The sequence below is a fragment of the Streptomyces avermitilis MA-4680 = NBRC 14893 genome, assembly GCF_000009765.2.
Lineage (GTDB): Bacteria > Actinomycetota > Actinomycetes > Streptomycetales > Streptomycetaceae > Streptomyces > Streptomyces avermitilis.
This window is the reverse complement of record NC_003155.5, coordinates 7,191,486-7,207,761: the sequence shown is the minus strand read 5'-3', so window position 1 is coordinate 7,207,761 and position 16,276 is coordinate 7,191,486. Positions and strand designations below refer to the sequence as shown.

Below are 16,276 nucleotides of genomic sequence, written 5' to 3'. Positions count from 1 at the left end.
GACATGGGGGTGGGACGGACCGGGGCTTCCCGGCCCGTCCCACCACGTTAGTGCCCTAGCGTGCGACCTGCGAGAAGATCGCTACGGTACGCCCCGGAACGGCGAACATGCCCGATTTCGCCGTATAGGAAGCGGACTTGACGATAGGGTCGGCGCCCGCCGCCTGCACCGGGTGCAGCGCGTAGTCCTTCCCGGCGAGCGCGGCGACCGTCTGCTCCTGCTGGTCGGGCGTCGCGTTGAAGACGACGACGAGGTCGCCGAGCTTCATGGTGATCACTCCGGGCGTCTCGTCCTTGCCGGAGAGCGGGAAGGTGAGCTTCGACTGGACCTGGCCGGCCGTGGAGAGCGAGAAGTCCGGCTCGGTCGTACGGATCCTCAGCAGGTCCTGGTAGCCGGCCGAGGTGCCCTCGATCTGGTCGCAGCCCACCTTCACGGAGGTCAACAGCGGTGTGGCGTAGGGCCACTTGGACTTGTTGTCGGCCGCCATCGGCAGTCCGCGTCCGAAGCCGTTGCCGTCCTGGCAGTTCCAGTGGATGGCGTTGAACCAGTCGCCGCTGTCGTAGGAGTTGCGGTCGAGGGACTTGGAGCGCAGCAGGTCGGAGCCCGCCTGGGAGAGGGACGGTCCCTGCGCGAGGGCGGCCGTCGCCATGGCCAGGACCTGCATCCGGGCCCGGTCGCCCGCCGGGGTCCCCTTCGGCAGCTTGTAGGTGAGCGCGTCGTACAGGGACTCGTTGTCGTGCGCGTCGGCGTAGGCGAGGGCGTCGCCGGGCGCGTCCGCGTAGCCGGCCCCCGTGCCGTTGTAGTCGACCTCGGAGCCCGTGACCTCCTTGCCGCTGGAGTCGGTGAAGCGGTACTTCGCCAGGTTGCCGCTCAGCCCCACCTTGATGAGGTCCTGGTAGTGCAGCAGGCGGGCCTTCTGCTCGGCCGGTGTGCCGTTCGCGTCCGAGGAGTTGGGGTCGGTGTAGAGCCCCGACCCGAAGCCCTGGACACCGGGGTCGGCGTCGAAGGGGCCGCCTCCGCGTACGGCGTCGCGGGCCCGGTCGGAGAAGGTCGCGATGCCCGTGCCGGCCATGTTCTTCTGGGTGGCCTGCACGAAGCGGGCGTCGTCGGCGACCTCGCCGAAGTTCCAGCCCTCCCCGTACAGGATGATCTTCTTCCCGTCGACGCCGTCCTTCGCGACGGTGAGCGCGTCGAGGGCCTTGCGGACCGCCAGGATGTTGGCCTTGGGCTGGTGCCCCATGAGGTCGAAGCGGAAGCCGTCGACCTTGTACTCCTTGGCCCAGGTGACGAGGGAGTCCACGACCAGCTTGCCCATCATCGCGTTCTCGGTGGCGGTGTTCGCGCAACAGGTGCTCGTCGCCACGGACCCGTCGGCGAGCAGCCGCTGGTAGTAGCCGGGCACGATCCGGTCGAGCACGGAGGTGCCGGCCTGGCCGGCGGCCGCGGTGTGGTTGTAGACGACGTCCATGACGACCCGCAGGCCGTCCTGGTTCAGCGACTTGACCATCCTGCGGAACTCGACCGTGCGCCGGGTGCCGTTCGCGTCGGTGGCGTACGAGCCCTCGGGGACCGTGTAGTGGTAGGGGTCGTAGCCCCAGTTGTACGCGTCCTTCGCGGCGACCGCGGTGAGGCATTCCTGCTGCTTCTCGGAGTCCGCCGCGTACGAGGCGAGGTCGCAGTCGGTGGCCTGCTGCCCGGACTTCTTCTCCGCGATCGTGGCGATGTCGAAGGCGGGCAGCAGATGCACGTACGACGTGCCCGACTCGGCCAGCTGCCGCAGGTGCCGGGAGCCGTCGCTGTTCTTGTCGGTGAAGGCGAGGTAGGTGCCCCGGTCCTTCGCCGGGACGGTCCTGTCCGCCACCGAGAAGTCCCGGATGTGCAGCTCCTGGATCTCCGCGTCCCGCAGCGGCACGGCCTTGGGCTTCTTCAGCGACGACCAGCCGCTCGGGGCGAGGGACCTGTCGTCCAGGTCGACGACGAGGCTGCGCTCGGAGTCGGTGGTGAGGGCGACCGAGTACGGGTCGGTGACCTTGTTGGTGACGACCTTCCGGACGGTGGGCGCCCACACCTTCACGACGTACCGGTACGGCTTGCCCTTCCAGGACGCGGGGCCGGTGACGGACCAGACGCCGGTGGCGTTGTTCCGCTTCATCCTGACGTGGGCGCCGTCGAGCTCCAGCGACACGGACTGCGCGGTGGGCGCCCACACCGCGAGTGTGGGGTGCCCGCCCCGGAACGTGGGCCCGAGGTCCGCCTTCGTCGCGTCGTACAGATCGTCGAGCACGCCGGCGAGCTGGACGCCCGTCGCGGCCAGCACCGCTCCGTTCGCGGCTCGTTGCGAGGCGACGACCTGGCCGGCGAGAGCCTCGCGCACCCGGTCGCGGTCGCGTGGGTCGACGGACCAGGCGGTGTACGACTTCAGGTGCGGGAACGCGGCCTTCTGGGCGTCGGTGAGGCTGGTCTTCGAAAGCCGCAGCCACCGCTCGTCGTCGCTGGTCAGCGAGCCGTCCTTGACGGCGATCGAGCCGTCGCGCGAGGACAGCAGCTGGGTGGAGGCGGCCGCGTCGGAGCCGTTCCAGGCGACCGTGTTCCGGTCGATCCAGACCGCCTTGGAGGTGGTCAGGTCGAGGGCGGCCGCGCTGCCCGCGGGCTGCGGCAGCAGGTGGTTCTCCTGGCCGTTCAACAGCCACACCTCATGGCCGTCGGCCGTGAGGTCGAGCGACCGGTCGGCGGAGAGGTCCTTCTCGTCGCCCTTGTGGATGATGTAGCTGAGGCTGGTGGCGCCGTCGGTGAGCGGCACCTCGAAGACCGCGCCATAGGCGTCGGTCCTCACCGGCTCCAGGGGCTTGGACCAGTCCGTGGGCGTCGCGGCGCCCGTCCAGACGTGCAGTCCCCAGCCGGTGAGGTCGCCGTCGGCGCGGTGGTAGTGGATGACGGCCTTGGTCTTGTCCTGCGCGGGGTAGTCCGGCCGTTCGGTCCGTACGGTCTCCTTGCCCTGCTCGACCCAGACCTCGCCGGCCTTGGTGACGTCGATCGTGCGGTCGGCGGAGACGTCCTTGTCGCCGTCCTTGTCGATGACGAGGAAGTTCACGGTGGAGGCGCCCGGCTTCAGCTTGACGTAGGCGAAGGCGCCGTACGCGTCCCGGCCGACGAAGTCGTGCCCGGCGGGCCAGGTCGTCGACTCGCCGTCGGCCAGATCGCCCCAGGCGTAGAGCCGCCAGTCGGTGTAGTCGCCGTCGGGGCGCTTGTAGTGGACGATCGCGTAGTCCCGCGAGGAGGCCGTGGGAGTCTCCGCGGCGGGCGGGGTGCCGGTGGTGGACGCGGCCGTGGCGCTCGCGGTCCGCCCGGCCGCATCGATGACGACCGCCTTGTAGCGCAGGGCGGTACCGGCCGGTACGTCTTTGCCGATGGTCTGCGTGACCCTGTACGGGGCGTGGTCGGCGGAACCGAGGGTCCGCCACTTGGCGTTGCCGACCTGGGCGGCGAAGACGACGCGGTTGAGCCGGCCCCCGTCCACATCCGCGCTCAGCTCGACGGTGCCGGTGGCACCGGCGTCGGGCGCCTTCAGGGTCAGCGAGGGCTTCGCGGCGGGGGTGCCCGGCCTGCCCGCCGCCTTGAGGACGACGGCCGCGCCCGCGGGCACGGTGACCGTGATCTTCTTGTCGGCGTCGCTCTTCAGCACGTCGTCGGTGCCGTGGATTCCCTTGAACGCCGTGTCCGCGGACCCGGTGGCGAAGGTCGCCGCGCTCGCCTTGTCGGCGTTGTTGACGGCGACGACGTACTCCGTGCCGGTCCTGGCGTCCGTCCGGGAGAAGGCGTAGACGCCCGCGCCGTCGGCCGCGTACCGCTCGGTCTGGATGCCGTCGGCGAGAGCCGGGTTGTCCTTGCGGAGCTTGGAGAGAGCGGCGATCTCCTTGTAGAGCGGTGCGCTCGTGTCGTACGCGTCGCTCGCGTGGCCGCGGTCGGTGCCGATCTCGTCGTCGTCGAGATAGTCGGCGACCTTGGAGGCGAACATGGTCTGGCGGGCGTCCTTGTCGCCGCCGGAGCCGGTGAAGCCCTGCTCGTCGCCGTAGTAGACGACCGGGTTGCCCCGGCTGAGGAACATCAGCTCGTTGGCCAGCCGGTCCTTCCTGAGCAGTTCGGCGTCGGTCGCCTTCGGGTTGTCCTGGTTCAGGAAGTACCCGATGCGGCCCATGTCGTGGTTGCCGAGGAAGGTGACCTGCTCGTACGCGTTGGCCTTGTCGGTCGTGTACTTGTAGTCGTCGCCGAAGACCGAGGCGAGCTTCTTGGCGCTGCCGCCCTGCGAGGCGTACGACCGTGCCGCGTCCTGGAAGGGGAAGTCCAGCGTGGAGTCGAGGCGGCCCTGGGTGACGTACGGCGACGTGACCGACGTGTCGGCGGAGTAGACCTCGCCGAACATGAAGAAGTCGTCCTTGCCCCGCTTCTTCGCGTAGGCGTCGAGGGCAGTCGCCCACTGCGTCCAGAACTCCGTGTTCACGTGCTTCACGGTGTCGATCCGGAAGCCGTCGATGCCGAAGTCCCTGACCCACTTCTCGTAGATCTTCTCCATGCCCCGGACGACCTCGGGACGTTCGGTCCACAGGTCGTCCAGGCCGGAGAAGTCGCCGTGGGTGGAGCTCTCACCGGCGAAGGTGGAGTCTCCGCGGTTGTGGTACATCGTCGGGTCGTTGAGCCAGGACGGGACCTTGGCGTTCTTCTTCCGCGCCGCCACGGCCGGGGTCCGCGGGAAGGAGTCGCCGTCGACCGCCGGGAACTTCCTGGGGCCGTCCGTGTAGCCCGCGTCGTCGAAGGGCCTGCCGTCCTTGGTCAGGTACGGGAAGGCGCCCTTGGAGAGATAGCCGTAGGACTTCTCCTCGTAGTCGACGACGTCCGCGGTGTGGTTGGTGATGACGTCGAAGAAGACCTTCATGCCCTTGGCGTGCGCCTTGGAGATGAGGGTTTCGAGGTCCTTGTTGGTACCGAAGTGCGGGTCGACCTTGGTGAAGTCGGTGATCCAGTAGCCGTGGTAGCCGGCCGAGGCGTCCTTGCCGGTGCCCTGCACGGGCTGGTTCTTGAAGATCGGCGCCAGCCAGATGGAGGTGGTGCCGAGGCCCTTGATGTAGTCGAGCTTTCGGGTCAGGCCCTTGAGGTCGCCGCCCTGGTAGAAGCCCTTGTCGGTGGGGTCGTAGCCGGTGGACAGGCGTGAGCCCGTCAGGCCGCCCTTGTCGTTGGACGTGTCGCCGTTGGCGAAGCGGTCCGGCATCACGAAGTAGAACTGCTCGCGGGTGGCGTCGTGGCGAGCGGGCTCCGCGGCGAGCTTCGCGTCGGAGGGGGGCGCGGGCGGTGTCGCGGCCCGCGCCTCGAGGGGTTGCGCAAGCGATACGGCCAGTGCGGCGGCGGCAACGGCGGCCGCGGTCCGGCTGTGGCGGTGGGTGCGGCGCGTGCGGGGCGCCGACCCTCTCGGTATCAGGTCCACAGGCGTGAACTCCTAGCGAATACGGCGTACTTGGGTCCGACTCCACGCTGCGTCCCGGCTACGGTGCCGGGCGCCCGCGTGACCGTATCGCTTACGCAAGGTTTACAGCAAGAGTCTTGCAACAGACGGCAAGGACTTTCAGCAGGTGCTCTTGCCGGAGTACAGGGCGAGGGCCGTGTTGGCGCCGAGCGTCGCCGTGAACCGGCCGGAACTGTCGACCGTGACACCGGTGTTGTTCTGGACGTTGCAGTACGTGCCCGCCGTCAGCGAGGTCTGGTACGTGCGGGTGAGGGAGCCCGACTCGTGGTTGATCGCCACATAGCCCTTGGCGCCGCGGCCGAACGCGATCGCGTCGCCGCCGTTGTCCCACCAGTTGGTGACCGACTCGCCGCGGGTCGCGTTGCGGAAGGCGACCATCGCCTTGATCTCCGGCCAGGCGTGCTGGCACTTCCAGCCGTCCTGCCAGCAGGCGTTGACCGTGCCGCCGCCCGGCGGACCGGCGTCCGCGTCCGACCACTCGTAGCCGGAGTTGATGTCGGGCGCGCCGTACGGGTACGCCAGCATGAAGACATTGGCGAGGGTGTAGTTCGCCCCGTCCTTGTAGTTCAACGTCGAGCCATTGCGCTCGGTGTCGTGGTTGTCGACGAAGACGCCCGCGACCGAGCTGTTCAGATAGCCCCAGCCCTCACCGTAGTTCTTCAGGTAGGCGAGGTTCTCGTTGTTGAAGACCCGCTTGAGGTCGTACGCGTACCGGAACTCCTGGACGTCGCCGTTGCCCGTGTACTCGGTGGGCTGGACGGCCTCGCCGGAGGCGTAGATGACCTCCTGCTTCCAGTACACGGAGGGGTTGGTCAGCCGGGACTTGATGTTGGCGAGGTCGGCGGCGGGTATGTGCTTGACCGCGTCGACACGGAAGCCGTCGGCGCCGTAGCCGAGCAGGGTGTTCATATAGCCCGCGATGGTCTTGCGGACGTACTCCTCGCCCGTGTCCAGGTCGGCGAGGCCGACGAGTTCGCAGTTCTGGACGTTGGCGCGGTTGGTGTAGTCGGTGATCGTGGCCGTGCAGTCGTCCATGTCGTACGAGGAGTACAGGCCGGGGTAGTTGTACTTCGTGTACGCCGAGCCGCCGGTGCCGGTGCCGCTGCCCGCCGACATGTGGTTGACGACCGTGTCGACGACGACCTTCACACCCGCCGTATGACAGGTGTTGATCATGTTCTGGAAGGCGGTGGCGTCACCGAGCCGCCCGGCGATCTTGTAGCTGACCGGCTGGTACGAGGTCCACCACTGCGAGCCCTGTATGTGCTCGGCGGGTGGGGAGACCTGGACGTATCCGTAGCCGGCCGGGCCCAGGGTGTTGGTGCACTCCCTGGCGACCGAGTCGAACTTCCACTCGAAGAGGACGGCGGTGACGTCCTTGGTGCCGGGCGGCGAGGCCGCCGCAGTGGTCGGGGAGACGGCGGGCGGGACCGTGAGGCCCGCCGCGAGGGCGAGCGAGACAGCGAGCGCTTTCCTTGCCATGCGATGCTCCTGCACTTCGTCGTGCTGGTGAGGGGGAAGGGAACGTATCGCTTGCAGACAAGTTTCAGCAAGATGTCGTAATGACTTTCAACTACCGTATTGACGCGGGCAGTTCAGTGGCGCCACGCTGCCTACGGGCGGGGTGCGCCCGGCAGCCGGAACACCTCCACCGCATACAGAAAACGGTGCTCCGGCCCGCTGAGGACCGGAGCACCGCTCGCTGGTGTCTCAGACCGCCCACCACACGGTGGTGTCCGCCGGCAGCTGCGCCTCGTCGGTCCCGACCACGGTGCCCTCACCGCTGGCGACCAGGACACTCCCGTACGCGGGGACCGTGACCGCCGCGGCGCCGGTGTTCGCCGTGCAGACGAACTCCCCGCGCCTGAAGGCGAGCACGCCCGCGGGCGCCTCCAGCCAGGTCACCGAGTCGCCGGCGCCGAGGTCGGGCCGTTCGCTGCGGACGGCGAGCGCGGTGCGGTACAGCTCCAGGGTGGACCCGGTGACGCCCTGCTGCGCCTCCACGCTCAGCTCGCCCCAGCCCGCGGGCTGCGGAAGCCAGCTGCCACCGCTGCCGAAGCCGTACGACGACCCCTCGCGCGTCCACGGGATCGGCACCCGGCAGCCGTCACGGAAGCCGTCCTGGCCCTCACCCCGGAAGTAGGCGGGGTCCTGGCGCACCTCGTCCGGCAGGTCCACGACGTCGGGCAGGCCCAGCTCCTCGCCCTGGTAGAGGTAGGCGGAGCCGGGCAGCGCCAGCATCAGCAGGGTCGCCGCCCGGGCCCGCCGGAGCCCCAGCCGGCGGTCGCCGGCCGTACGGATCTGGGTGCCGAGGCCGGCCTTGTTGGCGAAGCGGGTGGCGTGCCGGGTGACGTCGTGGTTGGACAGCACCCAGGTGGCGGGGGCGGCGACCGGGCGCATGGCGTCGAGGGTGCGGTCGATGCACGAGCGCAGTTCGGCCGCGTCCCAATAGGTGCCCAGGTACTGGAAGTTGAAGGCCTGGTGCAGTTCGTCGGGGCGCACGTAGTTGGCGGTGCGCTCGATCGTGGGGGTCCACGCCTCGGCGACGAAAATGCGCTCGCCCGCGTACTCGTCGAGGATGGTGCGCCACTGGCGGTAGACGTCGTGCACGCCGTCCTGGTCGAAGAACGGCATGACATCGTTGCCCAGCAGCTTCAGCTGGTCGTGGGCACCAAGGTCGGGCAGCCCCTCGGCCTTCACCAGCCCGTGCGCGACGTCGATACGGAAGCCGTCGACGCCCATGTCCAGCCAGAACCGCAGGATCGAGCGGAACTCGTCGCCGACGGCCGGGTGCTCCCAGTTGAAGTCGGGCTGCTCGGGGGCGAAGAGGTGCAGGTACCACTCGCCGGGGGTGCCGTCCGGCTCGGTGACCCGGGTCCAGGCGGGGCCGCCGAAGATGGACTCCCAGTCGTTGGGCGGGAGTTCGCCGTTCTTCCCCTTGCCGGGGCGGAAGTGGTAGCGCTCCCGCAGCGGCGAGCCGGGGCCTTCGCGCAGGGCCCGCTTGAACCACTCGTGCTGGTCGGAGGAGTGGTTGGGGACGAGGTCGACGATGATCCTCAGGCCCAGTTCATGGGCGTCGCGGATGAGCGCGTCGGCGTCCAGCAGGTTGCCGAACATGGGGTCGACGGCCCGGTAGTCCGCCACGTCGTAGCCGGCGTCGGCCTGCGGCGAGGCGTAGAAGGGGCTGAGCCACACGGCGTCCACGCCGAGGTCGCGCAGGTACGGGAGTCGGGAACGTACGCCCTCCAGGTCGCCCATGCCGTCGCCGTTGCTGTCGGCGAAGCTGCGCGGATAGACCTGGTAGATCACCGCGTCGCGCCACCAGTCGCGGTGGGCGGCGACAGTGGCGAGAGCGGAGGTCGGGGCCTGGTCGGCGGAGTGCTGGCTCATGGCGTCCTTGATGCGATGGGGGTCCCCCCGCTCGAGCGCAGCCGAGAGTGGGGGAGGAGTCGGGTCGTATAGGCGGGTGTACGGGGCGGGAAGTGAGGCGGCCGCGGTGCCGGCGGGGTCTGGGGTTCCCCCCTGCTCGAAATGCTTGGGGGAGGACACCGCGGCCGCCACCCGCGCGCGGTGAAGCGCGCGGGAGTTTTCGGGCGTCGGGGGTGGGTCAGCCCTTCGTTCCGCCCGCGGTGAGGCCGGTCACCAGGTTCTTCTGCACAACGTAGAAGAACACGGAGACGGGTATCGCGATCAGCACCGCGGTGGCGGCCATGTAGTTCCACTGGGCGTCGTGCTGGCTCACGAAGGTCTGCAGACCCACGGCGAAGGTGTACTTCGAGTCGTCCAGCATGAAGGTGGTCGCGAACGCGACCTCGCTGACGGCGGTGATGAAGTTGTAGAAGGCCGCGACTGCCAGCCCGGGGCGGGCCAGCGGCAGGATCAGCCGGAAGAAGGTGCCGAAGGGGGTGAGCCCGTCCACGCGTCCCGCTTCGTCGATCTCGAAGGGGATGGTGTCGAAGTAGCCCTTGAGCAACCAGGCGCTGTACGGCACGGCCGTGGTGCAGTTGATGACGATCAGGGCCCAGTAGGTGTCGATGAGACCCAGTTGGCCGAAGATCTCGTACATCGGCACGATCAGGATGGCGATCGGGAAGGCCTGGGTGAGCAGCAGTACCCACATCAGCTGCTTGTAGCCGGGGAAACGCATGCGTGAGACGGCGTAGCCGGTGGTGGCCGCGACGAAGACACCGATGAGGGTGGTGCCGAGGGCCACGATCATCGTCGACTTGAACCAGTCGAAGAAGCCGGTGTTCTCCAGGACGAAGCTGTAGTTGGAGAAGCTGAGCTTGCCCAGGATCTTGCCCGGGTGCAGATAGTCGTCCTTGTCCGGGCCGAGGGACAGGAAGAACAGCCAGGCCACCGGGGCCAGCGCGATGAGGCTCGCCACGGCGAGGCCGCCGTGCAGGAGGGCGGCGCGAAGCGGGCGGCGCTCGCCCCGCCGGGGGGGCCGTCCGCTTCGGGGCTGCGGGTCAGAGACCGGTCCGGCCGGTGCCTTCTCGAAGGTCGTCGTGCTCATGGGGGCGGCTCCTGCGGCGTCAGACGGCGAGCTGGTCATTGCGCTTCAGCCAGCGGAAGTAGAAGGAGGTGAAGACGGTCAGGATCGACAGCAGCAGTACGCCGTACGCGGCGGACTGGGCGAAGTCGCGCGGCTGCTGTCCGAAGCCCAGGAAGTAGGCCCAGGTGACGAGGATCTGGGCGTCGGGTGCGCCCGTGGGTCCGAACAGCAGGAAGATGATGGCGAACTGGTTGAAGGTCCAGATGACGCCGAGCAGGACCACGGTGGAGCTGACCGCGCGCAGGCCCGGCAGCGTGACGTGGCGGAACCTCTGCCAGGCGTTCGCGCCATCCATCTCGGCGGCCTCGTAGAGCGAGGAGTCGATGGACTGCAGGCCGCCGAGCAGCGAGAGCATCATGAACGGCACCCCGCACCAGGTGTTGACCATGATCGCGGCGAACCGCTGCCAGAAGGTGTCCTCCAGCCACTGGGGCTGGGGCAGGTGAAGTGCGCCGAGGACCTGGTTGAGCACGCCGGAGTCGGCGAGCATGATGCGCCAGGAGAAGACGGTGACAAAGGTCGGCACGGCCCAGGGCAGGACCAGCAGCAGCCGGTAGAAGGTGCGGCCCCGCAGCTTCTCGTTGAGCATGAGGGCGAGGCCGAGGCCGATGGTGTAGTGCAGGGCCACACAGGCGGCCGTCCAGAAGACAGTCCACAGGAAGTGAGACCAGAAACGGTCGTACGCCGTCGGCCCGAACAGGATGTCCGTGTAGTTGTCCAGCCCGATGAACTTGTACGTGGCGTCGATGTGGTTGACGCCGATCGTGCGGGCCGAGTTGAGGCTGTTGGCGTCGGTCAGGGTCAGGTAGATGCCCCGCACGAGCGGATAGCCGACGAGTACGCCAAGCACGATCACCACCGGGGCGATCATCACGTAGGCGTACCAGTGCTTCTGGTAGCCGTTCTTGACGCGCTGCACCAGCCCGGGGCGCGGCGCTCGGTCACCGCGACGCTTGCCGGTCGCTCGGTCGATGGCGACTGTCATGGTTCGACACCTTCTGGAAGTTCTACGACACTACGGAGTGGCGGCCGGGACGGTGACGGCACAGGCCGATGGCCGTCGGATCCTTCCCCCCCTTCAGGGAGGATCCGACGGCCACACGGACTTACTTGCTGAAGTCCGGGACCAGCTTGGCGATCGCGAGCTCGGCGTTGCTCAGGCCCTTGTCCAGGGACTCCTTGCCGCCTGCGATCTTCGGCAGCTCGGTGTCCAGCGGGCCCCACAGGGAGCTGTACTCGGGCAGCGCCGGACGCGGCTGGGCGGCGGCGAGCACACCCTGGTAGCCGGCGATGCCCGGGTCGGACTTGACCTGCGTGGTGTAGGCGTCGTCCCGCGTCGGCAGCGTGGAGTTCTTGAGGGCGACGGCCTCCTGGGAGGACGCCGAGGTCATGAACTTCAGGAACTTCAGCGAAGCCTCCTGGTGGGCCTTGTCCGAGCCCGCGTACACCGAGAGGTTGTGGCCGCCGGTCGGGGCGCCCCCCTTGCCGGCGGAACCGGCCGGGACGGTGGCGATGCCGAGGTTGTCCTTCGTCTTGAAGGCCGAGCCCTTGTAGAAGTTGGTGATCTCCCACGGGCCCTGGATGATCGCGGCGACCTTGCCGTTGACGAACGCGTCCTGGATGTGGGCGTACGCGTCGGCGGTGGTGTCGGCCTTGTGCAGGCCCTTGCCGGAGAACAGGCTCTGCCAGGTCTTGTAGCCCTTGACCGCGGCGGCCGACTTGACGGTGATCTTCTTGGCGGTGGCGTCGACCGTGTCGGTGCCCTCGCCGTAGAGGAAGGTCTGCGCGTAGTAGGCCTGGGTCGAGCCCCAGTAGCCGTCGACGCCCGTCTTCTTCTTGATCGTCGCCGCGTCGGTCTTCAGCTCGTCCCAGGTGCTGGGCGCGGTGCCGATGCCCGCCTTCTGGAAGAGCTTCTTGTTGTAGACCAGCGCCAGGGTGTCGGTGACCAGCGGCACGCCGTACGTCTTGCCGTCGTACTGGGCCTGCTTGATCAGGCTGGCCTGGAACTTGTCCTGGTCCGCGAGGGCCTCCGTGCCGTCCAGCGGCAGGAAGTAGCCCTTCTTCGCGAAGGCGGGGGTCCAGCCGACCTCGGAGCGCAGGATGTCCGGGGCGCCCTTGGAGCCGGCGGCCGTGTCGAACTTGTTCTGCGCCTGGTCGAAGGGCACGTTGACGTACTTGACCTTGATGTTCGAGTTGGCAGCCTCGAACTTCTTGGCCAGGGCCTTGTACGTAGGCGCCTCATTGGTGGCGTTGGAGGTGTCCCACCAGGTGATGGTGACCGGACCGTCCGCCTTGTCACTGCCGCTGTCTCCGCCGCAGGCCGTCGCCGCGAGGGCGAGGGACGCCACCAGTGCGGTGGCCGCTATGCCACGCCGCATGAGTTCTCCTTGAGGGTGAAAGCCGGTGTGGTGGAGGAGACGGTCCCGTCCGCCGCTCCTGCCGGCTTGCCGCTGCGCCGAGGGGAATCCCCCGCTCGAACGAGGTCGAGGGTGGGGGAGGCCGCCGGGCGACGTGAACGTAACAGCGATGAAAGCGCCGCGAAAGACCTTGCAGCAAAAAAGTGCAAGGTCTGCCGACAGTTACCCCGCCGTGACCTGATCACGGAGGCCCGGGAACCCTGAGACACGGCCCTCCAGCGGGGCATCGGACACTTGTGCAAGACTCTGCAAGCTCTTGCCACACGTTTTCGTTGCGGGAATCATCCGTTGCGGGGACGCCGACCGGAATCAGAGGGAGCGCGATGACGCAGCAACCCGCAGGCGGCCGCTCGAACGCTCGCGCTCGGCGTCCGGTTGGTGGGCAACGCGTCACCCGGCCGGTACAGTCCACCCCTGTGACCACACGGCTTGCCGACATCGCAGCCCAGGCGGGGGTCAGTGAGGCGACTGTCAGCCGCGTCCTGAACGGGAAGCCGGGCGTCGCCGCGACCACCCGCCAGTCCGTACTGGCCGCGCTCGACGTGCTGGGCTACGAGCGCCCGGTCCGTCTGCGGCAGCGCAGCGAGGGCCTGGTGGGCCTGATAACCCCGGAGCTGGAGAATCCGATATTCCCTGCCCTGGCGCAGGTCATCGGTCAGGCGCTGACGCGTCAGGGGTACACGCCGGTGCTCGCCACCCAGACCCCGGGCGGGTCGACGGAGGACGAGCTGACCGAGATGCTGGTCGACCGTGGCGTGGCCGGCATCATCTTCGTCTCCGGCCTGCACGCCGACACCTCGGCGGACATGCAGCGCTACGACCAGCTGCGGGCGCAGGGCGTTCCGTTCGTGCTGGTGGACGGTTTCTCGCCCAAGGTGCAGGCGCCGTTCATCTCGCCGGACGACCGGGCCGCGATGACGCTCGCGGTCACCCACCTGGTGTCGCTCGGCCACACCCGGATCGGGCTGGCCCTCGGGCCCAAGCGGTTCGTCCCCGTCCAGCGCAAGATCGAGGGCTTTGTGCGCAGTGTGCAGGAGCAGCTCGGACTGAGCCCGGACGACGTCGAGCGGGAGCTGGTCCAGCACTCCCTGTACACCCTGGAGGGTGGGCAGGCGGCGGCCACCGCGCTCATGGACCGCGACTGCACGGCCGTGGTGTGCGCGAGCGACATGATGGCGCTCGGTGCGATAAGGGCGGCGCGCCAACGGGGCCTGGACGTGCCGAAGGACATCTCGGTGGTCGGCTTCGACGACTCCCCCTTGATCGCCTTCACCGACCCGCCGCTGACGACGATCCGCAAGCCGGTGCCGGCGATGGGTCAGGCGGCGGTGCGTACGTTGCTGGAGGAGATCGGCGGGACGCCCGCGCCCCACAGCGAGTTCGTGTTCATGCCGGAGCTGGTGGTGCGGGGTTCGACGGCATCGGCCCCTGGGGACCGAAATCGTCCGTAAGGCGGAGCATTCACGGCCCTCCAGCGGTGCGTAGGGTGTAGAACATGCGGCCAGGACCCGACCAGGGGATGATCGGTGCCGGAACGCTTTTCTGGCAGACTCTGTGCCCATGGGTGAGACGACCGTGACGACTCTGGATGGCCGGGACCCAGCTGATCCACAGCCCGTCGCGGAAGAGTCGAGAGACCGCGCGGAGGAGAGGTTCCTGCGCCGGCTGCGTGCGCCTCGGCGGCCCCGGTTCTGGTTCGAGATCCTGTTGATCGCGGTGAGTTACTGGACGTACTCGGTGATTCGCAACGCGGTGCCGGAGCAGAGGGCGCAGGCGCTGAGCAATGCGGACCTGCTGTGGCGGGTCGAGCATCATCTGGGGATCGCCGTCGAGAACTCGGTCAATCACGCGGTCAACTCGGTGACATGGCTGATCGTCGGCATGAACTACTACTACGCGACGCTGCACTTCGTGGTGACGCTGGGTGTTCTGGTGTGGCTGTACCACAGTCATCCGGGCCGGTACGCGGCCGCGCGCCTCGCGCTCTTCGCCACCACCGCCGTGGCCCTGGTCGGCTACTACTTCTATCCCCTGGCGCCGCCCCGCCTGATGAACGGCGCGGCCTTCGTCGACACGGTGCTGGTCCACCAGACGTGGGGTTCGATGGCGTCGGGCGACCTGAAGCACATGTCGAACCAGTACGCGGCGATGCCGTCCATGCACATCGGCTGGTCGCTGTGGTGCGGCCTGACGATCTTCGCGCTGGCGTCGGCTCCGTGGGCGCGGATCCTGGGCCTGCTGTACCCCGCGGGGACGCTGCTGGTCATCGTCGCCACCGCGAACCACTTCTGGCTGGACGCGGTGGGCGGCATGCTCTGCCTGTCCTTCGGCTTCCTGCTGGCCCGCCTCTGGTACGGCACCCTGCCGTATGCGCTGCCGCGCTGGGTCCCGGGGACTCGGGGGGCTCCGCTGCTCCCGGCGGAGACGTGAGGGAGACGGCCGGGTCCGGGTGACGGCGGGGGGCTCCGCCGACTGGGGACGCGAGGACAGCCGCGGCGCACCGCGTGCCGCGTGCCGCGTGCCGCGTACAGGCGAGCAGGGCAGCGCCGTCGCCGGGTACACGCGGGTACGGCAGCGCCGAGTGGTCCTGGGGCCAGGCGCCGTCCCGGCGGGACCCCGATCGTATACAACAGCGGTTTCGGCGCTCGTGTCCGTGACAACCGCGCGTTCCGCCGACGCCACGCTGCTCTTCCCCCGCGCTGAGGCTTCCCGGTCCGGGTGAGGGCCCCGCGGGGCGGGCCGGGAACCGATGCGAGCGGACCGACTCGGCCCCCGGCCGCGGCAGCTCCCGGGCCCCAGCCGCCCCGCCCCGCACCGCCATCCACGCGCCCCGGAGTCGTGGCAACCGCGCCGCCCGGCTCTCAGTGAGCCCCCGCCGCCTCCCGCAGGGCCTCCAGCAGCCCCCGCAGGGCCGGCTGCGGGGGTGCCGTCTCCCGTACCGCCGCGTAGATTCTCCGTACGGGCTCCGGGCCCCGGACCTCCCGCACCACGACCCCCGCGGGCCGGCCACCCAGCCCCAGCCGGGGAATCAGGCTCACGCCGAGTCCCGCCGCCACGAACCCCTGCGCGGTCAGGTAGTCCCCGCTCTCCACGACGAACCCGGGCCTGAACCCCGCGGCGGCGCACGCGTCGAGCTGAGCGTCCAGGCACGGCCCCGGCCACTCGCTCCCCACCCACGGCTCCTCGGCCAGCTCGCTCAGCTCGACCACCTCCCGGTCCGCCAGCCGATGCCCCTCCGGCAGCACCACCCGGTACGGATCGTCCAGCAGATGCACCAGTCGTATCCCCTCATGCCCGGCCTCGCCGGACCGCACGACCAGCGCCAGATCGGCCCGCCCCTCCTTCACGTCGGGCAACGGGTCCTCGGGGTCGATCAGCTTCACCTCGACCCGTACGCCCGGGTGTTCGGCCCGCATGCGGGCGAGCGCGGGCGCCACCAGCGGCGCCCCCGCCGTGGCGAAGTACCGCACCGCGAGCCGCCCCGTGCGCCCGGCCCGCAGATCGGCCAGCGCCGTCTCGGCCTCGGCGACCTGCCGTCCGATCGCGTCCGCGTACTCGGTCAGCAACAGCCCCGCCGCGGTGGGCCGCACCCCGCGCCCCGTCCGCTCCAGCAACTCCGTCCCCGTCTGCTTCTCCAGCGCCGCGACCGACTGGCTCACCGCGGACGGGGTGTACCCGAGATCCGCGGCCGCCGCGGTCACCGACCCGCTCAGCACCACGGCCCGCAGCACCTGCATACGTCGCACATCAAGCATGCAGCAGAGCTTAACGCAGCGTATAAAACTCTTC

General features: G+C 69.1%; 9 protein-coding genes. 2 read left to right on the top strand and 7 right to left on the bottom strand.

Annotated features, from left to right (window positions below):
- Positions 1 to 55: 55 nt before the first annotated feature.
- From pulA to SAVERM_RS30805, 6 genes are all read right to left on the bottom strand, one after another.
- Positions 56 to 5,470 carry a pullulanase-type alpha-1,6-glucosidase gene (gene pulA, locus SAVERM_RS30830; protein WP_037645826.1) on the bottom strand — a complete coding sequence of 1,805 codons (5,415 nt, stop codon included), beginning with the start codon at positions 5,468 to 5,470 and terminating at the stop codon, positions 56 to 58.
- A 144-nt stretch (positions 5,471 to 5,614) separates the two neighbouring features.
- Positions 5,615 to 6,997, bottom strand: a complete 1,383-nt coding sequence (locus SAVERM_RS30825; protein ID WP_010987383.1) for an alpha-amylase — start codon at positions 6,995 to 6,997, stop codon at positions 5,615 to 5,617.
- Between the two features lie 228 nt (positions 6,998 to 7,225).
- Complete coding sequence (locus SAVERM_RS30820) at positions 7,226 to 8,905, bottom strand: glycoside hydrolase family 13 protein (RefSeq protein WP_037645654.1); 1,680 nt, start codon at positions 8,903 to 8,905, stop codon at positions 7,226 to 7,228.
- A 217-nt stretch (positions 8,906 to 9,122) separates the two neighbouring features.
- Positions 9,123 to 10,031: a sugar ABC transporter permease gene (locus SAVERM_RS30815; protein WP_010987381.1), complete on the bottom strand. Its 909-nt coding sequence runs from the start codon at positions 10,029 to 10,031 to the stop codon at positions 9,123 to 9,125.
- Between the two features lie 19 nt (positions 10,032 to 10,050).
- Positions 10,051 to 11,055 carry a carbohydrate ABC transporter permease gene (locus SAVERM_RS30810; protein WP_010987380.1) on the bottom strand — a complete coding sequence of 335 codons (1,005 nt, stop codon included), beginning with the start codon at positions 11,053 to 11,055 and terminating at the stop codon, positions 10,051 to 10,053.
- A gap of 121 nt (positions 11,056 to 11,176) precedes the next feature.
- Positions 11,177 to 12,448 carry an extracellular solute-binding protein gene (locus tag SAVERM_RS30805; RefSeq protein WP_010987379.1) on the bottom strand — a complete coding sequence of 424 codons (1,272 nt, stop codon included), beginning with the start codon at positions 12,446 to 12,448 and terminating at the stop codon, positions 11,177 to 11,179.
- Between the two features lie 455 nt (positions 12,449 to 12,903).
- Between SAVERM_RS30805 and SAVERM_RS30800 the strand changes: the two genes are divergently transcribed.
- Both SAVERM_RS30800 and SAVERM_RS30795 read left to right on the top strand, forming a co-directional pair.
- Positions 12,904 to 13,938: a LacI family DNA-binding transcriptional regulator gene (locus tag SAVERM_RS30800; protein WP_010987378.1), complete on the top strand. Its 1,035-nt coding sequence runs from the start codon at positions 12,904 to 12,906 to the stop codon at positions 13,936 to 13,938.
- 109 nt (positions 13,939 to 14,047) lie between these two features.
- On the top strand, positions 14,048 to 14,917 hold the full coding sequence (locus tag SAVERM_RS30795; protein WP_037645648.1) for a phosphatase PAP2 family protein: 870 nt from the start codon (positions 14,048 to 14,050) through the stop codon (positions 14,915 to 14,917).
- Between the two features lie 431 nt (positions 14,918 to 15,348).
- Here the strand turns inward: SAVERM_RS30795 and SAVERM_RS30790 are convergent, their stop codons facing one another.
- Positions 15,349 to 16,242: a LysR family transcriptional regulator gene (locus SAVERM_RS30790; protein ID WP_010987376.1), complete on the bottom strand. Its 894-nt coding sequence runs from the start codon at positions 16,240 to 16,242 to the stop codon at positions 15,349 to 15,351.
- Positions 16,243 to 16,276: the final 34 nt, after the last annotated feature.

Bases quoted from the DNA above. Each gene is read 5' to 3' on its own strand.
- SAVERM_RS30805 (WP_010987379.1), bottom strand. From the start codon at position 12,448: ATGCGGCGTGGCATAGCGGCCACCGCACTGGTGGCGTCCCTCGCCCTC.
- SAVERM_RS30810 (WP_010987380.1), bottom strand. From the start codon at position 11,055: ATGACAGTCGCCATCGACCGAGCGACCGGCAAGCGTCGCGGTGACCGA.
- SAVERM_RS30820 (WP_037645654.1), bottom strand. From the start codon at position 8,905: ATGAGCCAGCACTCCGCCGACCAGGCCCCGACCTCCGCTCTCGCCACT.
- SAVERM_RS30815 (WP_010987381.1), bottom strand. From the start codon at position 10,031: ATGAGCACGACGACCTTCGAGAAGGCACCGGCCGGACCGGTCTCTGAC.
- SAVERM_RS30825 (WP_010987383.1), bottom strand. From the start codon at position 6,997: ATGGCAAGGAAAGCGCTCGCTGTCTCGCTCGCCCTCGCGGCGGGCCTC.
- SAVERM_RS30790 (WP_010987376.1), bottom strand. From the start codon at position 16,242: ATGCTTGATGTGCGACGTATGCAGGTGCTGCGGGCCGTGGTGCTGAGC.
- SAVERM_RS30795 (WP_037645648.1), top strand. From the start codon at position 14,048: ATGGGTGAGACGACCGTGACGACTCTGGATGGCCGGGACCCAGCTGAT.